At 74.2% G+C, this 14,273-nt stretch carries 10 protein-coding genes; 6 read left to right on the top strand and 4 right to left on the bottom strand.

What is annotated here, in order from left to right:
* Window positions 1-2: 2 nt before the first annotated feature.
* The 5 genes from DVA86_RS03910 to DVA86_RS03930 are packed head-to-tail and all read left to right on the top strand — an operon-like array spanning window position 3 to window position 7,112.
* Complete coding sequence (locus DVA86_RS03910) at window positions 3-1,364, top strand: NAD(P)/FAD-dependent oxidoreductase (RefSeq protein ID WP_208875804.1); 1,362 nt, start codon at window positions 3-5, stop codon at window positions 1,362-1,364.
* Window positions 1,271-4,468, top strand: a complete 3,198-nt coding sequence (locus DVA86_RS03915; RefSeq protein WP_208875806.1) for a non-ribosomal peptide synthetase — start codon at window positions 1,271-1,273, stop codon at window positions 4,466-4,468. Before DVA86_RS03910 ends, DVA86_RS03915 begins: the two co-directional genes overlap by 94 nt.
* A gap of 24 nt (window positions 4,469-4,492) precedes the next feature.
* Window positions 4,493-5,476 carry an aldo/keto reductase gene (locus tag DVA86_RS03920; RefSeq protein ID WP_208875808.1) on the top strand — a complete coding sequence of 328 codons (984 nt, stop codon included), beginning with the start codon at window positions 4,493-4,495 and terminating at the stop codon, window positions 5,474-5,476.
* A 10-nt stretch (window positions 5,477-5,486) separates the two neighbouring features.
* The gene (locus tag DVA86_RS03925; RefSeq protein ID WP_208875809.1) at window positions 5,487-6,206 is read left to right on the top strand and encodes a sulfotransferase-like domain-containing protein; all 720 of its coding nucleotides are present in this window, start codon (window positions 5,487-5,489) and stop codon (window positions 6,204-6,206) included.
* A gap of 42 nt (window positions 6,207-6,248) precedes the next feature.
* Window positions 6,249-7,112, top strand: a complete 864-nt coding sequence (locus tag DVA86_RS03930) for a family 3 encapsulin nanocompartment shell protein (protein WP_208875810.1) — start codon at window positions 6,249-6,251, stop codon at window positions 7,110-7,112.
* A gap of 315 nt (window positions 7,113-7,427) precedes the next feature.
* Here the strand turns inward: DVA86_RS03930 and DVA86_RS03935 are convergent, their stop codons facing one another.
* The 4 genes from DVA86_RS03935 to DVA86_RS03950 form a co-directional block, all read right to left on the bottom strand.
* Complete coding sequence (locus DVA86_RS03935) at window positions 7,428-8,513, bottom strand: molybdopterin-dependent oxidoreductase (RefSeq protein ID WP_208875812.1); 1,086 nt, start codon at window positions 8,511-8,513, stop codon at window positions 7,428-7,430.
* Window positions 8,514-8,597: 84 nt separating this feature from the next.
* The gene (locus DVA86_RS03940; RefSeq protein WP_208875813.1) at window positions 8,598-10,076 is read right to left on the bottom strand and encodes a peroxidase family protein; all 1,479 of its coding nucleotides are present in this window, start codon (window positions 10,074-10,076) and stop codon (window positions 8,598-8,600) included.
* Between the two features lie 456 nt (window positions 10,077-10,532).
* Complete coding sequence (locus DVA86_RS03945) at window positions 10,533-11,873, bottom strand: hypothetical protein (RefSeq protein WP_208875814.1); 1,341 nt, start codon at window positions 11,871-11,873, stop codon at window positions 10,533-10,535.
* Window positions 11,874-12,000: 127 nt separating this feature from the next.
* Window positions 12,001-12,927, bottom strand: coding sequence for a LysR family transcriptional regulator (locus DVA86_RS03950; RefSeq protein ID WP_208875815.1), 927 nt, complete (start codon window positions 12,925-12,927; stop codon window positions 12,001-12,003).
* Window positions 12,928-12,999: 72 nt separating this feature from the next.
* On the opposite strand from DVA86_RS03950, the gene DVA86_RS03955 reads away from it, so the two are divergent.
* On the top strand, window positions 13,000-14,214 hold the full coding sequence (locus tag DVA86_RS03955) for a M24 family metallopeptidase (RefSeq protein ID WP_208875817.1): 1,215 nt from the start codon (window positions 13,000-13,002) through the stop codon (window positions 14,212-14,214).
* The last annotated feature ends 59 nt before the right edge of the window (window positions 14,215-14,273 follow it).

A 14,273-nucleotide genomic window follows, 5' to 3' on the forward strand; every position in this document is an offset into this window, starting at 1 on the left:
GCATGAACCGGACGGGGGAAACGGGGGAGTTCCTGATCGTCGGCGGCGGCATCGCCGGCGCGTCGGCGGGCTGGCACCTCGCGCGCGCCGGACACCGGGTGACCCTGCTGGAGGCCGAGCGGACCCCGGGCGTCCACTCCACCGGGCGTTCGTCCGCGCTGTTCAGCGAGTACTTCGGCAACACCGCCGTACGCGCCCTCACCCGCGCCTCCCGCGACTTCTACGCCGCACCGCCCCCCGGCTTCACCGACGTCGCGCTGCTCGCCCCGCGCGGCGTGCTGGCGCTCGAAACCCCCGGCACCGAGGCCGGGTTCGAGGAGGCAAGGGAGTCCGGCGCGGACGCGCCGGAGCCCGCCGTCGAGGTGGACGCCGTACGGGCGCTGGAGCTGTGCCCCGCGCTGCGCCCGGACGCGTTCCGCCGCGCGCTGTACAAACCGGGCGCCCGCGACATCGACGTAGACGCCGCGCACCAGGGCTTCCTGCGCGGCCTGCGCGCCGCCGGCGGCACGGTCGTCACCGGCGCCCGCGTCGTCGCGCTGGCACGGCGCGGCGGCCGCTGGCACGCGACGACGGCGGGGCCCGGTCCCGCCCGCCGTGAAGGGCCGGAGGCCGCCCGTGAGTTCACCGCCGAGGCCGTCGTGAACGCCGCCGGTGCCTGGGCCGACCAGGTCGCCGGGCTCGCCGGCGCCCGCCCCGCCGGGCTGGTGCCACGCCGCCGTACGGCCGTGCTCGCCGCCGTACCCCCGCCGGGGAACGGGCAGGCGCACGGGCCCGGCACCGGCCACCGGCCCGGCTACGCCGCCGCCGACGTGGCGCGCTGGCCCATGGTCACCGATGTCGCCGACACCTTCTACGCCAAGCCCGAGTCCGGCGCGCTGCTGCTCTCCCCGGCGGACGCCACCCCGGTGCCGCCCGGCGACGTACGCCCCGACGACCTCGACGTGGCCCTCGCCGTCGAGCGCTTCGAGGCCGTCACCACCCTGAAGTTCCACGGGCTCCGCGCCCGCTGGGCCGGGCTGCGCACGTCGCCTCCCGACGACACACCCGTCATCGGCCCCGACCCCGGCGTGCCCGGCTTCAGCTGGCTCGCCGGGCTCGGCGGCTACGGCATCCAGACCGCACCGGCGGCCGGCGCACTCCTCGCCGTCCTCGTCACCGGGGGCGAACCGCCCCCCGCACTGACCGCGTTGGCACCGCGCACACCCCTGCCCGGCGCCGCGGAACTCCCGCCTCACTGCCCCACCCAGACACCAGTGGAGAGTTCGGAGATATGTCGGAAGCGACCTGGCAGTTCGCCGGCAGCCGAGTCGACCACGGCCCGTACCGGCCGGTGGCCGCCCTCATCGAGGAGCAGACGGACCTGACCCCGGACCGGCCCGCCCTGACCTACCGGGGCGAGCGCGGCGAAGCCGGGACGACCCTGACGTACGCCGAGTTCGACGCCCTCGCCAACGGGCTGGCCGCCGAGCTGACGGCCGCCGGCGTCGGACCCGGCGCCGTCGTGCCCATCGTGGCCGGCAACAGCGTCGAACTCCCGCTGTGCATGGTCGCGCTGATGAAGGCCGGCGCGGTCTTCACCCTCTGCGACCCGGCCTGGCCCGAGGAGCGGCTGCGCTCCGTGCTGGCCGCCGCGCCGCTCGTCCTCACCACACACCCGCTGCTGTGCACGGACCGCCCGGCGCTGGTCGTGTCGGCGGCCGCGGTCGGGCCGAGCACCGTACGGCCCGGCCTGCACCCGGGCCCGTACGACCCGGTGTACGGCGTGTTCACCTCCGGCAGCACCGGCGCGCCCAAGTGCGCGGTCAACGTGCACGGTGGGCTGACCAACCGGTTCCGGTTCATGTCGCGCTACTTCGGCGCCACCGGCGACGAGGTCGTCCTGCAGAACAGCCGGCACACCTTCGACTCCGCGATCTGGCAGCTGCTCTGGCCGCTCACCACCGGCGGCCGCACGATCGTCCCCGAACAGGGCGAGTTCCTGGACCTGGAACGCACGGTGGCGGCCATCGACCGCCATCAGGTCACTGTCACCGACTTCGTGCCCGCCATCCTCGGCATGCTCGTCGCGCTGCTCGAGGCCGAGCCCTCGGCCGTGGACAAGGTGCGTTCGCTGCGGCACCTCGTCGTCGGCGGCGAGGAGATCATCCCGCACGCCGTGCACCGGCTCCGCGCGATGCTGCCGGGGCTGGAGATCACCAACGGCTACGGCCCCTCCGAGACCGCCATCGGCATGGTCTTCCACCGCATCACCGGCGCCGAGGGCGACCACATCCCGCTGGGGCGCCCGATCGACAACTGCTACGCCGTCATCGCCGACGACGGCCTCCGCCCGCTCCCCGCGGGCTCGGTCGGCGAGATCCTCGTCGGCGGCGCCTGCGTCGGCGCCGGCTACCTCGGCGACCCGGAGCGCACCGCCGAGGTCTTCGTGCCCAACCCCGTGCCCGGGGTCCCCGGCGAACGGTTGTACCGCACCGGCGATCTCGGCTGGTACGACGCGGACGGGCTGCTCCGCTTCTCCGGCCGCCGCGACCGGCAGGCGAAGGTGGACGGCGTACGGATAGAGCTCGCCGAGATCGAGACCACCGCCGAGAGCTGCGCGGGCGTGATGCAGGCCAAGGCGATGACGCTGCGGCGCGGCGGGCGTACACGGCTCGTCCTCGCCGCCGCGGCCGAAGCCGCGGAACACGGCCTGACGCCCGCCGCGCTCCGCGCCCATCTGGCGTCCGTGCTGCCGCGCATCCAGGTGCCGTGGCTGTGCTTCGTGTTCGAGACGCTGCCGCTGTCCGACAACGGCAAGGTCGACCTGCGCGAACTCCACCGCATCGTCGAGGAGAAGCTGGAGTCGGACGCGGCCAGACCACCGACCGGGCCTCCGGCGGACGGCTCACCCGCCGAACGCATCGCCCACGCCATGGGCGCCGTCCTCGACGTGCCCGGCTTCGGCACCGGCGACGACTTCCTGGCCGGCGGCGGCGACTCGCTGGCCGCCGTCGCCGCGGCCATACGGATCGGCAGGGCCACTGGCGTCAGCGTCGGCATGTCCGACCTGTACCGGCACCGTACGCCCGAGGCGCTCGCCGCCGCGCTCCGCGACCGGCCCGCCGCCGGGCAGGAGCGGGGCGGCGCGCCGGCCGCGGAGGACCAGCTCGCCCTGCTGGAACGGGACGCGGTGCTGCCCGCGGACCTGGCGGCGCTCGCGGCGGCGGCCCGTACGGCGGACGACGGCCCGCCGCCGTACGGCACCCAGTCGTACGGCACACAGCCGTACGGCCCGCACGGCGCTCCGGCGTACGGCATGCCCCGCACCGTGCTCGTCACCGGCGCCACCGGCTTCGTCGGCGCCCGCACCGTGCACCGTCTGCTGTCCGCCACCGCCACGCGCGTCGTCTGCCTCGTCCGCGCCCGCGACGACGCCCACGCCCGGCACCGTCTCCTGCGGACCCTCCGCGAGCAGGGCCTGTGGCACGAGGACTGGGCCGAGCGCCTGGAGGCCGTCAGCGGCGACGTCGGCGAACGGGACTTCGGCTGGCGGCGGCCCGTCTGGGAGGCGTACGCCAAGTCCTGCGACGCCGTCCTGCACATCGGCGCCCTCGTCAACTTCCTCCTCGGCTACGCCGCACACCGCCGCGCCAACGTCCTGGGCACCGCCGAGGTGCTGCGCTTCGCGCTGTCCGTACGGCCCAAGCACCTGCACCACGTCTCGACCCTCGGCGTCCTCGACCGGCACGCGGAGCACTCCGGGCAGCGGCTCGGCGAGGACGCCGACCTGGCCGCGGCGACCCTCCCGGCCAGCGGCTACAGCCGCTCCAAGTGGGCCGCGGAACGGCTCCTCACCGCCGCCCGGCAGCTCGGCGCACCCGTCACCGTCTACCGTCTCGGCGAGATGATGCCCGCCGCCGACAACGGCCTGCCCAACCCGAAGGCGCTGACGCACCTGCTGCTGTCCTCGTTCGTACGGCTCGGCGTACGCCCCGACGTGCCCATGCACTCGGACTGGACGCCGGTGGACGAGACGGCGGCACGCCTCGTCGCCGGGCTCGGAGAGCCGCCGACCGGCGCCGTCTACCACGTCTTCCGGCCCGGCAGCGTCGACTTCGCGGACGTCGACCTGGGCGGCGGCCCTCGCCGCGTGCCCAGCGACGACTTCCTGGCCGCGCTCCGGCACGGCGCCGACAGCGACACCGACCCCTCGGCCGCCGTACTGCAGGCCCTGCTGGCCGCGCTGCCCGCCACCGGGCCCGGCGGCACCCCCGACCTGCGGCGGCTGCTGGCCGACAATCCGGCGCTGTTCACGCGCCGTTGCTGCGCGGCGCTCGACACGCGGCACGGCGTACGCGAGAGACCCCTGGCGGCGGCCCTGGCCGCGTACCGGGGGACACTCACCGGCAGCACATCCCGTACGGCCCGTGCCGCCCGTACGGAGCGCACCACCCGCACACCACCCCGCGACCCCGCACACCGCAACTGACACCGGAAAGACGAGGAAGACGACGTGCACTACCGAACGATGGGCCGGCTCGGCTGGCAGGTCAGCGAGATCGGCTACGGCATGTGGGGCATCGGCGGCGGACCCGGCGGCTTCACCGGCTGGGACTACGGCACCGCCCCCGAATGCCTGGACCTTGCCGTCGAGGAGGGCTGCACGTTCTTCGACACCGCCTGGGTCTACGGCCGCGGCGTCAGCGAACGCATGCTCGGCGACCTCCTCCGGCGCCACCCCGGCAAGCGGCTCCGCGTCGCCACCAAGGTGCCGCCGCTGAACCGCGAGTGGCCCCCCGGCCCGAACGACACCCTCGACGACGTCTACCCGCCCGGCCACATACGGGAGTACGTCCAGCGCAGCCTGGAGAACCTCGGAGTGGAACGGATGGACCTGCTCCAGTTCCATGTGTGGGAGGACCGCTGGGCCGACGACCCGCGCTGGCAGCGCGCCGTCGAGGACCTCAAATCCGACGGGATCATCGACGGCTTCGGCATCAGCGTCAACCGCTGGGAGCCCGCCAACTGCCTGCGCGCCCTCGACACCGGCCTCGTCGACGTCGTCCAGGTCATCTACAACATCTTCGACCAGGCCCCCGAGGACGAGCTGTTCGAACGGGCCCGGCAGGACGACATCGCCATCATCGCCCGCGTCCCCTTCGACGAGGGCGGCCTCACCGGCAAGCTCACCCGCGACACCGTCTTCCCCGAAGACGACTGGCGCGCCGTCTACTTCGGCCCCGAGAACCTCGGCCCCACCGTCGACCGCGCCGAGGCCCTGCGGAAGGCGCTCCCCGAGGAGCTGTCCCTGCCCGAGGCGTCGCTGCGGTTCATCCTCCACCACCCCGCCGTGTCCACCGTGATCCCCGGCATGCGCAGGCCCGAGCACGTACGCGCCAACCTCGCCGTGTCCGACGGGCGGCCGCTCGACCCGGACCTGCTCCGCGAGCTGCGCGTACACCGCTGGGACCGCCGGCCCACGGCCTGGTCGATGTGACGGGGCCGCAGTGACCGTCATCGCCATGTGGGCGCACCCGCGCTCGGTCTCGACCGCCTTCCTGCGGATGATGATCGAGCGCGGGGACATCACGGTCGTCCACGAGCCGCTGGTGCTGCTCACCGACCACGGCGAGGTCACCGTGCCGGGTGCGGACGGAGGCACCGCCACCGTCCGCACCCCCGGCGCGCTCCTCGCCCACCTCGCCGAACTCGGCACCGCCGGGCCGGTGTTCTTCAAGGACACCCTCGAGTACCACTACACGCACCTCTTCGAGCACCCGGAGCAGATCGCGGGCTTCACGCACACCTTCATCGTCCGCGACCCCGCCCGCGCCATCGCCTCCCACCACGCGGTGAAGCCCGGGATGGAGTGCCGCGAGGCGGGCTACGAGCACCAGTGGGCGCTGTACGAACTCGCCTGGCGCGCCACGGGCGTACGCCCCCTCGTCCTCGCCGCGGAACGGCTGCTCGCCGACCCCGCCGGCCAGGTCGGGACGTACTGCGCGCGGGTCGGCCTCCCGTACCTCCCGGACGCCCTCAGCTGGCAGCCGGGGGAGCGGCCCGAGTGGCGCACGAACCGGCCCTGGCACCTGGACGCCAGCGCCAGCTCGGCGTTCCACGCGCCGGAGCGCGAGTACGAGGTGACCGTCCACAACGACGAGCGGCTGCGCCGCATCTACGAGCACCACCTGCCGTACTACGAGCGGCTGGTGGAGCACGCCATCTGACACGTCCGACAGGTCCGTCAGGCCAGACAGGGGAGCCCGCCCATGACCGCCACCGCCACCGGCACCGCCGCTGGAACCGGCACCACAACCGGCACCGGAACCGTTCCCACCCAGGGCGAACGCTTCGCCGCGGCCTTCCGGGAGGACCCGGAGAAGGCCGAGGTGCACTTCGACTTCACGCTCACCGACGCCTTCCAGGCGGGCAAGGACCGGCCGCGGCTGACCGCACGCAACCTGTTCAAGAAGCGGCTCGCCGAGGGCGACACCGTGCACGGCTGGTCGGAGACCCGTCCGCCCGGCTCCTCCGGCCTCCCCGCCTCCGGCCTGCGCGAGGACGCGTACCGCTTCGGCACGGCCGCCCACCACGTACGGCCCATCACCGCCTGGGTGCAGATACCCGCTGAACTCGCCGGCCACGAGGACGCCCTGGCCGCCTTCATCGACCACCGCCTGATGGTCCGCCTCGGCACCGCCGAGAACCGCGCCCTGACCCACGACGTGACCGGCCACCCGGACGTGGCGCGGCTCCCGTACACCGGCGGCTCGTACGTCGAGGGGGTGCTGGCCGCGTTCGACGAGATCGAGCAGTCCGGCGGCACGGGCCACGCGATGATGGTCAACCCCCGCGACTACTACCGCGAACTGGTCGGCGCGGGCAGCCTGCTGGGCGACCTCGCCCGCGAGCAGGTGATGATCTGCCGCCACCGCCAGGTGGCACCCGGCTGCGCGCTGGTCGGCGACTTCGCGATGGCGGCCCGCCTGCTGGACGGCGCGCACTCGGTCATCCGCGTCGCCGAGCCCCCGCCGGGCACGTTCGACACCCCGGGCACGGCGGTCTCCGCGACGGTCCACGAGTCGGTCGCGGTCCACCTTCCGACCCACTTCTTCCACGTGGTGCCGGCCTGATGTGAGCGGGGCCGGGGTGGCCGCTTCACCCCGGCGCCCGACCCCCCCCGTTATGTTTTCTGCGGTCCTGCAAGAGGGCCGCTGGCCTCCGGGCCTGGCATGGCTGTTCCCCCCTGTCGAACCGATGACCTGGGGGGTGGTGCCACCGGGCCCGAGAGGCGCCGTTGGAGCGGGACCGGCGGTGGCTGCGCTGCGCGGACGGCGCCGCGCTCAGCTCGGTGACGGTGGCCCCCGCCGGACATACCGTCACGCCCCTGCGCCCCCTGGACCTGCGCGCGCCGCGCCACCCGGACCACGGCACACAGGGCCTGCCGGTCAACCGCACCGCCGCGCAGGCCCGCGTCTCCGCCACTGCCGTACGCGACTGGCGGCTCGACGTGACCGGGCCGCGCCCGCGCGGTCCAGGAGGTCCCGTACGCGGACGCCTTCCCAGCGCGCCGACGCGCTCCACCCCTCGACGCACGCGATCGGCAACTCCTCCGTGTGCTGCGGCAGTCGGGCCAGCTCGGGAAGCGCCAGCGCGTACGGGCGCGGCCCGGTCACGTCGAGCCGCCAGTCGCGTACGGCAGTGGCGGAGACGCGGGCCTGCGCGGCGGTGCGGTTGACCGGCAGGCCCTGTGTGCCGTGGTCCGGGTGGCGCGGCGCGAGCAGGTCCAGGGGGCGCAGGGGCGTGAAGGTCTGTCCGGCGGTGACCACCGTCACCGCGCCGACTGCGGCGCCGACCCCGAGGAGCAGCGACCGCCGGTCCCGCGCGTCGGACTCGTCCCTCGGGTCCGTCGGGTCCGTCGCGTCCTTCGTGTTCGTCGCGTCCTTCGTGTTCGCCCCGTCCTTCCGCATGTCCGGCGGGCGTTCCCGCCAGTGCGCGGCGATCAGCGGCGCCTTGACCGCCAGATGCAGCAGCAGCGCACCCATCAGCACCCAGGCCAGCGCCCAGTGCACCTGCCGGAAGGAGAACGGCCACGGATACCACTGCGCGGTGTTCAGCAGCCCCAGGAACAGCTGCAGCAGTCCGGAGGACACCAGCAGCGCCACCGACAGCCGCTCCAGTGCGTGCCGTACCCCGCGCACCGGCGGCGTCACGAACAGCCGCGGATACACCGTCCAGAGCTTGGCCAGCAGCAGCGGCACCGCCGCGATGCCGCTGGCCACGTGCAGCCCCTGGCTGAACCGGTAGCCCCACACCGGCCGGGTCGGCAGCCGGTCCGCGAGGACGCCCGGCGGCTCCTGCAGGACGTGGCTGACCACCCCGGTGACGAAGCACACGAGCACCGCGGCGCCCAGCCAGCGGCCGACGGCCGTGGCCGTACGGGGGTCGTGCAGCCGTCCGCGGAACCGGGGCGGCAGCACCCCGCGGAGCCGGGGCGGCACCTCGGGGAGCCGGGGCGGTGAGAGGCGTTTCATGCCTCCATCCCACCGCGCGCCGGCCCCGGATCCGAGGGTTCACGTGCTTACGAATCGCGGACGTCGGCCCTTGCGAGGCAGCTGTCAGGACCGTACGGCGCCCGCGAAGCGCAGCAGGTCACCGATGGTGAACTGGCCGTACGCGTCCGACAGCGTCGGCTTCCACTGCGGGAACGCGTACCGGTACGAGGACGGGTCGGCGTCCAGGAGCCCGATGAGCACCTCCGCCACCATGCGGCTGCCGACCGGCCCGAGGTGCAGACCGCCGGAGCGGACCTCGGCCTCCTTCAGCACGTAGTACCAGAGGTAGACGGGGCCCGTGGTGCCGAGTTCCCGGTCGCTCAGCACCGCCTCCCCGGTCTTGCGCGCGACGTCCTGGCCGGACGGCAGCCCGAGGGTCTCGCTGCGCAGCAGGTTGCGCACGACCAGTGAGGCCACCGGCCGCGCGAGCGCGCCCTCCTTCGACCCGGGGACGGCGCTCACCGGCAGGTCGAGGAGCTGGGTGTTGAGGCTCGCGATGATCCGCCGCGCGCACTGCGGCTCCGTGCCCGCGCCGACCGGGAAGAAGCGCGCCCAGTCGACGGCGTGCTCCGGCAGGACGGGCCCGCCGCGCAGGTCCGTACGCGGCATGGCGGGCGCCTCCGGGTCGTCCGGGAAGATCTTCCCGACGAACGTGTCGTTGACGCGGTAGTCGGAACGGACCGTCGGGTGGCCGAAGCGGAACGCCGCCGCCGCGAACTCCACCGGGATGAACGGGGAGTCGCCCGGCACGAAGAACTGCGGGCCGTTCTTCTCCACGTCCCGCACCACCTCCGGGTCGGCGACCCGCATCAGGAAGTCGTGCACCACCAGCCACTGGTAGTGCCAGCGGACGAGCCGCTGGGCGCTGGAGAACACGGTGTTGTAGTAGTTCTCCACGTCCAGCAGCTGGTCGAGGGGCACGCCCGGCTGGCTGGTGGGCGGCTCGTCCGGCGGCTTCGGCGGCAGGTGCTGCCCGTACACGTCGGTGATCCGCCCGGAGCGCAGCGCGTCGACGACCTCGTTGTGGAACTTGATCATCGCGAGGTGGAGCTGCGCCAGCAGCATGTTCTCGTCGTTGCGCGGATCGCCGATCAGCGCGACCTGCTGCGACGTACGGCCGAGGTCGACGCCGTCGCGGGACAGGGTCAGCTTCGTCTCGTGCGAGTCCGGCGCGTACAGGTGCGGGCTGACCGTCGGCCCGGAGCCGTAGACGGTGTCCATGTCCAGGCGCGGCGTACGGAAGTCGGTGAGCTCGGACGGCTCGTCGGTGCGGCCGAGCTGCGACATGACGTCGAGCGTCAGATCGTGGTCGATGAACTGGCCGAAATAGGTGAAGCCTGCGGCGAGTTTCGGATTCTCCTGTTCCGGAGTGGTGGCGCCGCCGTCCATTGTCCCGCCGGGAAGGCCGAATTCTTTCGCCGTCTCGAGGCCGGTGGGGCGGCGTGCGGGCAGATTCGGGAACATCCGGCCGAAGCTGCCGCTGACGGTGTTTCCCGCCGCGGAGTGGAGCGCGCGGGACGAGGAGCCGTGCAGGGAAGTCATGATCGCCCTCCTGACGAATCATGGAAAAAGAAAAGGGCGCCGCTCAGCCCCGCTCGCCGGAAAAAGAAGGCATGCGGAAGCGGGGGAGCGCGCGGAAGCCCGCCGTTGCCCGGGCCGGGCAGGGGAGGTCCCGGTTCCGGCGGCGGGCGGAGGCGCGTCCCGGTGGAACGCGGATGCGGTGCCGTCAGACGGCCGGTCGCGCCGTCACTCGTGACGAACGGTCATGGGAATACCCCCTCAGTGCACGTCCCCCGTAAGCGCGGCCGGACCGAGTCGACAGCCGCGCTTCTGACGTTCGCGAGTCTAGCAATCCGGCCGACGCGGAGAGCGGCACGAGAGCGGACTCCGGAATTCCTGGGGAATTTCCAGCCATGGGAAGGGGTCAGTGCCCGCGGATGAAATGGCAGAGAGCATTCCGGTCCCATTCCGGTCCCATTCCCGAACGGGCCGGCGCGCTCACCAGCCCGTGACGACCAGGTGGTTGACCGTCAGCGCGACGACGGCCTGCGCCGACAGCCAGTACCGCCAGCTCCGTTCCGGCAGTAGCGCCGCCGCCGGCAGCAGCCACAGCGTGAACGGCAGCCAGATCCGTTCCGTCTCCGCCTTGCTCATCCCGGACAGGTCCGCGGCCAGCACGGCGCACGCCGCCCCCGCCACCAGCAGGGCCAGCGCCCCGGCCCCGTGCGCCGGGGCGCGCCGCAGCCCGCGCACGGCGCCGGGCAGCGCCACTCCCGCGTGCCGCAGCGCCGCCACCGTGGCGACGCCGACGACGGCGACGTTGGCGGCCGGATTGGCCCACAGGAAGTAGCCGTACGGGCGGACGCCGGCCGCGCCGTCGTAGTAGCGCCCGACGAGCGTGGAGTAGCCGTCGTACCACCAGAATCCGGCCGCCGTGAACGCCACCACCCACGGCACGATGCCCAGCAGCACGTACGGCACCGGGCGCACCGTACGGGCGGCGGCCAGCACGCCGAGGCACACCGGTGCCATCAGCAGCAGCCCGTACGACAGATAGCAGGCCAGTCCCAGCAGCAGCCCGGAGCCCAGCGCCGCCACCCTGGGGAAGCGCACCCGCCGCGTCGCCGCCAGCGCGAGCAGCGCCACCGCCCACGCGGTGACGCCGGTGAAGTAGCCGTCGGCGGAGACGCCCTGCCACACGGCCGCCGGCGCGAGCACAAGGAACGGCGCCGCACGCCGCGCCGTCTCCTCTCCGCACAGCGCCCGTACGGTCACCAGCACCGCCACGGCCGCGGTCGAGGCGATCGTGAGGCACCAGACGGCGGCCCACGCGCCGCCGTCCAGCCCGATCCGGTCGAGGCCCACGAACGTCAGCAGCGCGCCCGGCGGATGGCCCGCGACATGGGCCGGCCAGTGGTCCGGGCCGTACGGGATGTGGTCGGTGAACGTCCGCAGGGTGGCGCCGACATCGTGCACGTCACCGACCGACTGGAGGTACTCGTACTTCGTCGTCAGCCGCTCCGCCACACCCCGGTGCCAGCCGTCGATCAGCGCCAGCGACCACAGCCACGCCGTCGAACCGGCCCAGCCCGCCAGCAGCAGGCCGCGCCAGCGCAGCCGGCGCGCGAGCGGCGGCCCGTACGCCACCGTGAGCACGGCGACGGTGAGCGCCGCGGGCGTACCGGGGCCGACGTGGGGCAGCCAGTACGCGTACAGCGGCGGCCAGCGCAAGTGCAGTGAGCCGTCGGTGCTCTCCAGGTGGCGCCCGACGAGCAGCGCGGCGGTGAAGAGCAGGACGGCGGCGAGGGCGGCACAGAGGTCCCTGCGGGTCGTTCTCACCGGGTCACCGTAGGCCGCGGACCAGCGCGTCAGGGGCTTCCGCCGGAGGACGTCACCGAGCCGTCAGATCTTGCGGTGCCTTCCGCGGCAGGTGCCGTCCGCGGCGGGTGCCGTCCTGTGGCGCCGTTCAGAGCGACTGCTCCGCACGCCACCGTTCGGCCGCCGCCGTCAGCGCGTCCGTCAGCGCGGCGATGCGCGGCTCGGCGGCGCTGCCCGCGCGTACGGCCGCCGAGACGGTGCGCGTCGGGCGCAGGCCGGCGACCTCGCGCAGCCGTACGTCCGAGGCGAGCGGCTCCGCCACCAGCCGCGGCAGTACGGAGACGCCGAGGCCCGCCTGCACCAGCGACATGATCACGGTGTAGTCGTCGCTGGTGTAGTCAAGGCGCGGCTCGAACCCGGCGCTCTGGCAGGCCCGTTCGATGACCGTACGGAGCGCGGTGTCGCTCCGCGGCGCGATCCACGGCTGCTCCGCCAGCCCGGCCAGGGCCACGGCGCCACCGTCGGGAGGCGCCTCCGCGTTCGGCGGCAGCGCCGCCAGCAGCGGTTCGCGCAGCAGCTCCCGCAGCTCCACGCCGGAGTCGCTGATCCGCGGGAGCAGGTCGTACTCGTAGACGAGCGCCACGTCGCACGTCTGCGCGCGCAGCGCGGCGACGGACTCCGCCGGCTCGGACTCGCCGAGCAGCACGCGCAGTTCCGGATGGGCGGCCCGGCAGGCGGCGATCGCGGGCGCGGCCAGCGCCACGGCGGCGCTCGGGAAGCCGCTGAGCCGCACGGTGCCGCGTACGCCGGTCCGCAGCGCGGCCACCTCGGCGCGGGCCCGTTCCAGCTCGGCCAGGACACGTTCGGTGTGCGCCACGAGCACCCGCGCGGCCTCCGTGAGGACCAGCCGCCGCCCGTCGCGTACGAACAGCGGGGTACCCGCCTCGCGCTCCAGCAGCGACAGCTGCTGGGAGACCGCGGACGGGGTGAGGTGGCAGGCCTCGGCGGTGGCCGCGATGGTGCCGTGCGCGGCCAGCTCCCGCAGCAGCCGCAGCCGCCGCACCTCGTAGAACATGTAGCCACGCTAACGGCCACCATCGGAAATCGTCGCTGGTCGTGCCGCGGACAGCAGCCACACACTGACCGCATGACAGCCGATCCGCTGCTCGCGGCGCCTCCGTACGGTGGCGTGCGGGGCCTCTCCGACGGTGCCGCACACGGCCCCGCGTTCCTCCCGGACGAGTACCGCGCCCGCACCGCCGCCCTGCGCGCCGCGATGCGCCGCCGCGGGCTCGCCGCGCTCGCCCTCGCCAGCCCGGAGAACGTCCACTACCTCCTCGGCCTCGACCACCTGGGGCACTTCGCGTTCACGATGGTGGTGCTGCCCCGCGACGGCCCGCCCGTCCTCGTCGCGCGCCGTATGGAACGGCACACCCTGGCCGCGCAGGTGCCCGGCGCACGGCACGCGCTGTACGGCGAGGGCCGCGACCCGGCGCGTACGGTCGCGCGTGTGCTCGCCGAAGTCACCCCGCCCGGCGGGGTGGTGGGCGTCGAGGAGCAGTCGATGTGGCTGCCGCCCGCCGTACTGGCCCGGGTGCGCGCCGCGCTGCCCGCGCTGCGCTGGGCCGACGCCTCTGCGCTCCCGGCCCGGCTCCGTACGGTGAAGTCGCCGGCCGAATCCGCCCTCGTACGGAGAGCGGCGCACGTGTCCGGTACGGCGATGCACGCCGCACTGGGCGCGGCCCGTACGGGTGTCAGCGAGCGTACGGTCGCCGCCCGCGTCCACGCCGCGATGACCGAAGCGGGCGGCCGGGAACCGGGGTTCGCGCCGCTGATCCGTTCCACGGCGCGGCTCGCGCAGGAGCACGTCACGTGGCGGGAGCACCGGCTGGAGGCGGGCGAGGGCCTGTTCGTGGAGCTGTCCGGCTGCGTGCACCGCTACCACGCGCCGATGAGCCGCACGCTGCGCTGCGGCCCGCTGCCGCCCGGCGTCGCCGAGTCGGCCGCGGCGGCGCTCGCCGGGCTGCGGGCGGCGGCCGGAGCGCTTGTCCCGGGCGCGCGCACCGGCGAGGTGTACGCGGCGTGGGCGGGCGCTGTGGCGGCGGCCACCGGGTACCGGCCGCGGCGCCACCACTGCGGTTATCTGACCGGCATCGGCTTCCCGCCCAGTTGGGTCGGCGGCGGCAGGGTGCCCGGCATCCGCGCGGGCGGCCGTACGAAGGTGCGCGCGGGCATGGTCTTCCACCTCATGTCCTGGGTGGAGCGGCCCGCCGGGCACGTCGTCTCCGACACGGCGCTCGTCACCGCCGACGGCTGCGAACTGCTCACGGAGGCGCCCCGCGAGCTGATCGTCACCGGCTGACCGCACCGCGCGCCCACGCACGGCCCGTACGGCGCTGCCTGTCGCCGACCGCACACGGT

The sequence above is a fragment of the Streptomyces armeniacus genome, from assembly GCF_003355155.1.
Classification (GTDB): domain Bacteria; phylum Actinomycetota; class Actinomycetes; order Streptomycetales; family Streptomycetaceae; genus Streptomyces; species Streptomyces armeniacus.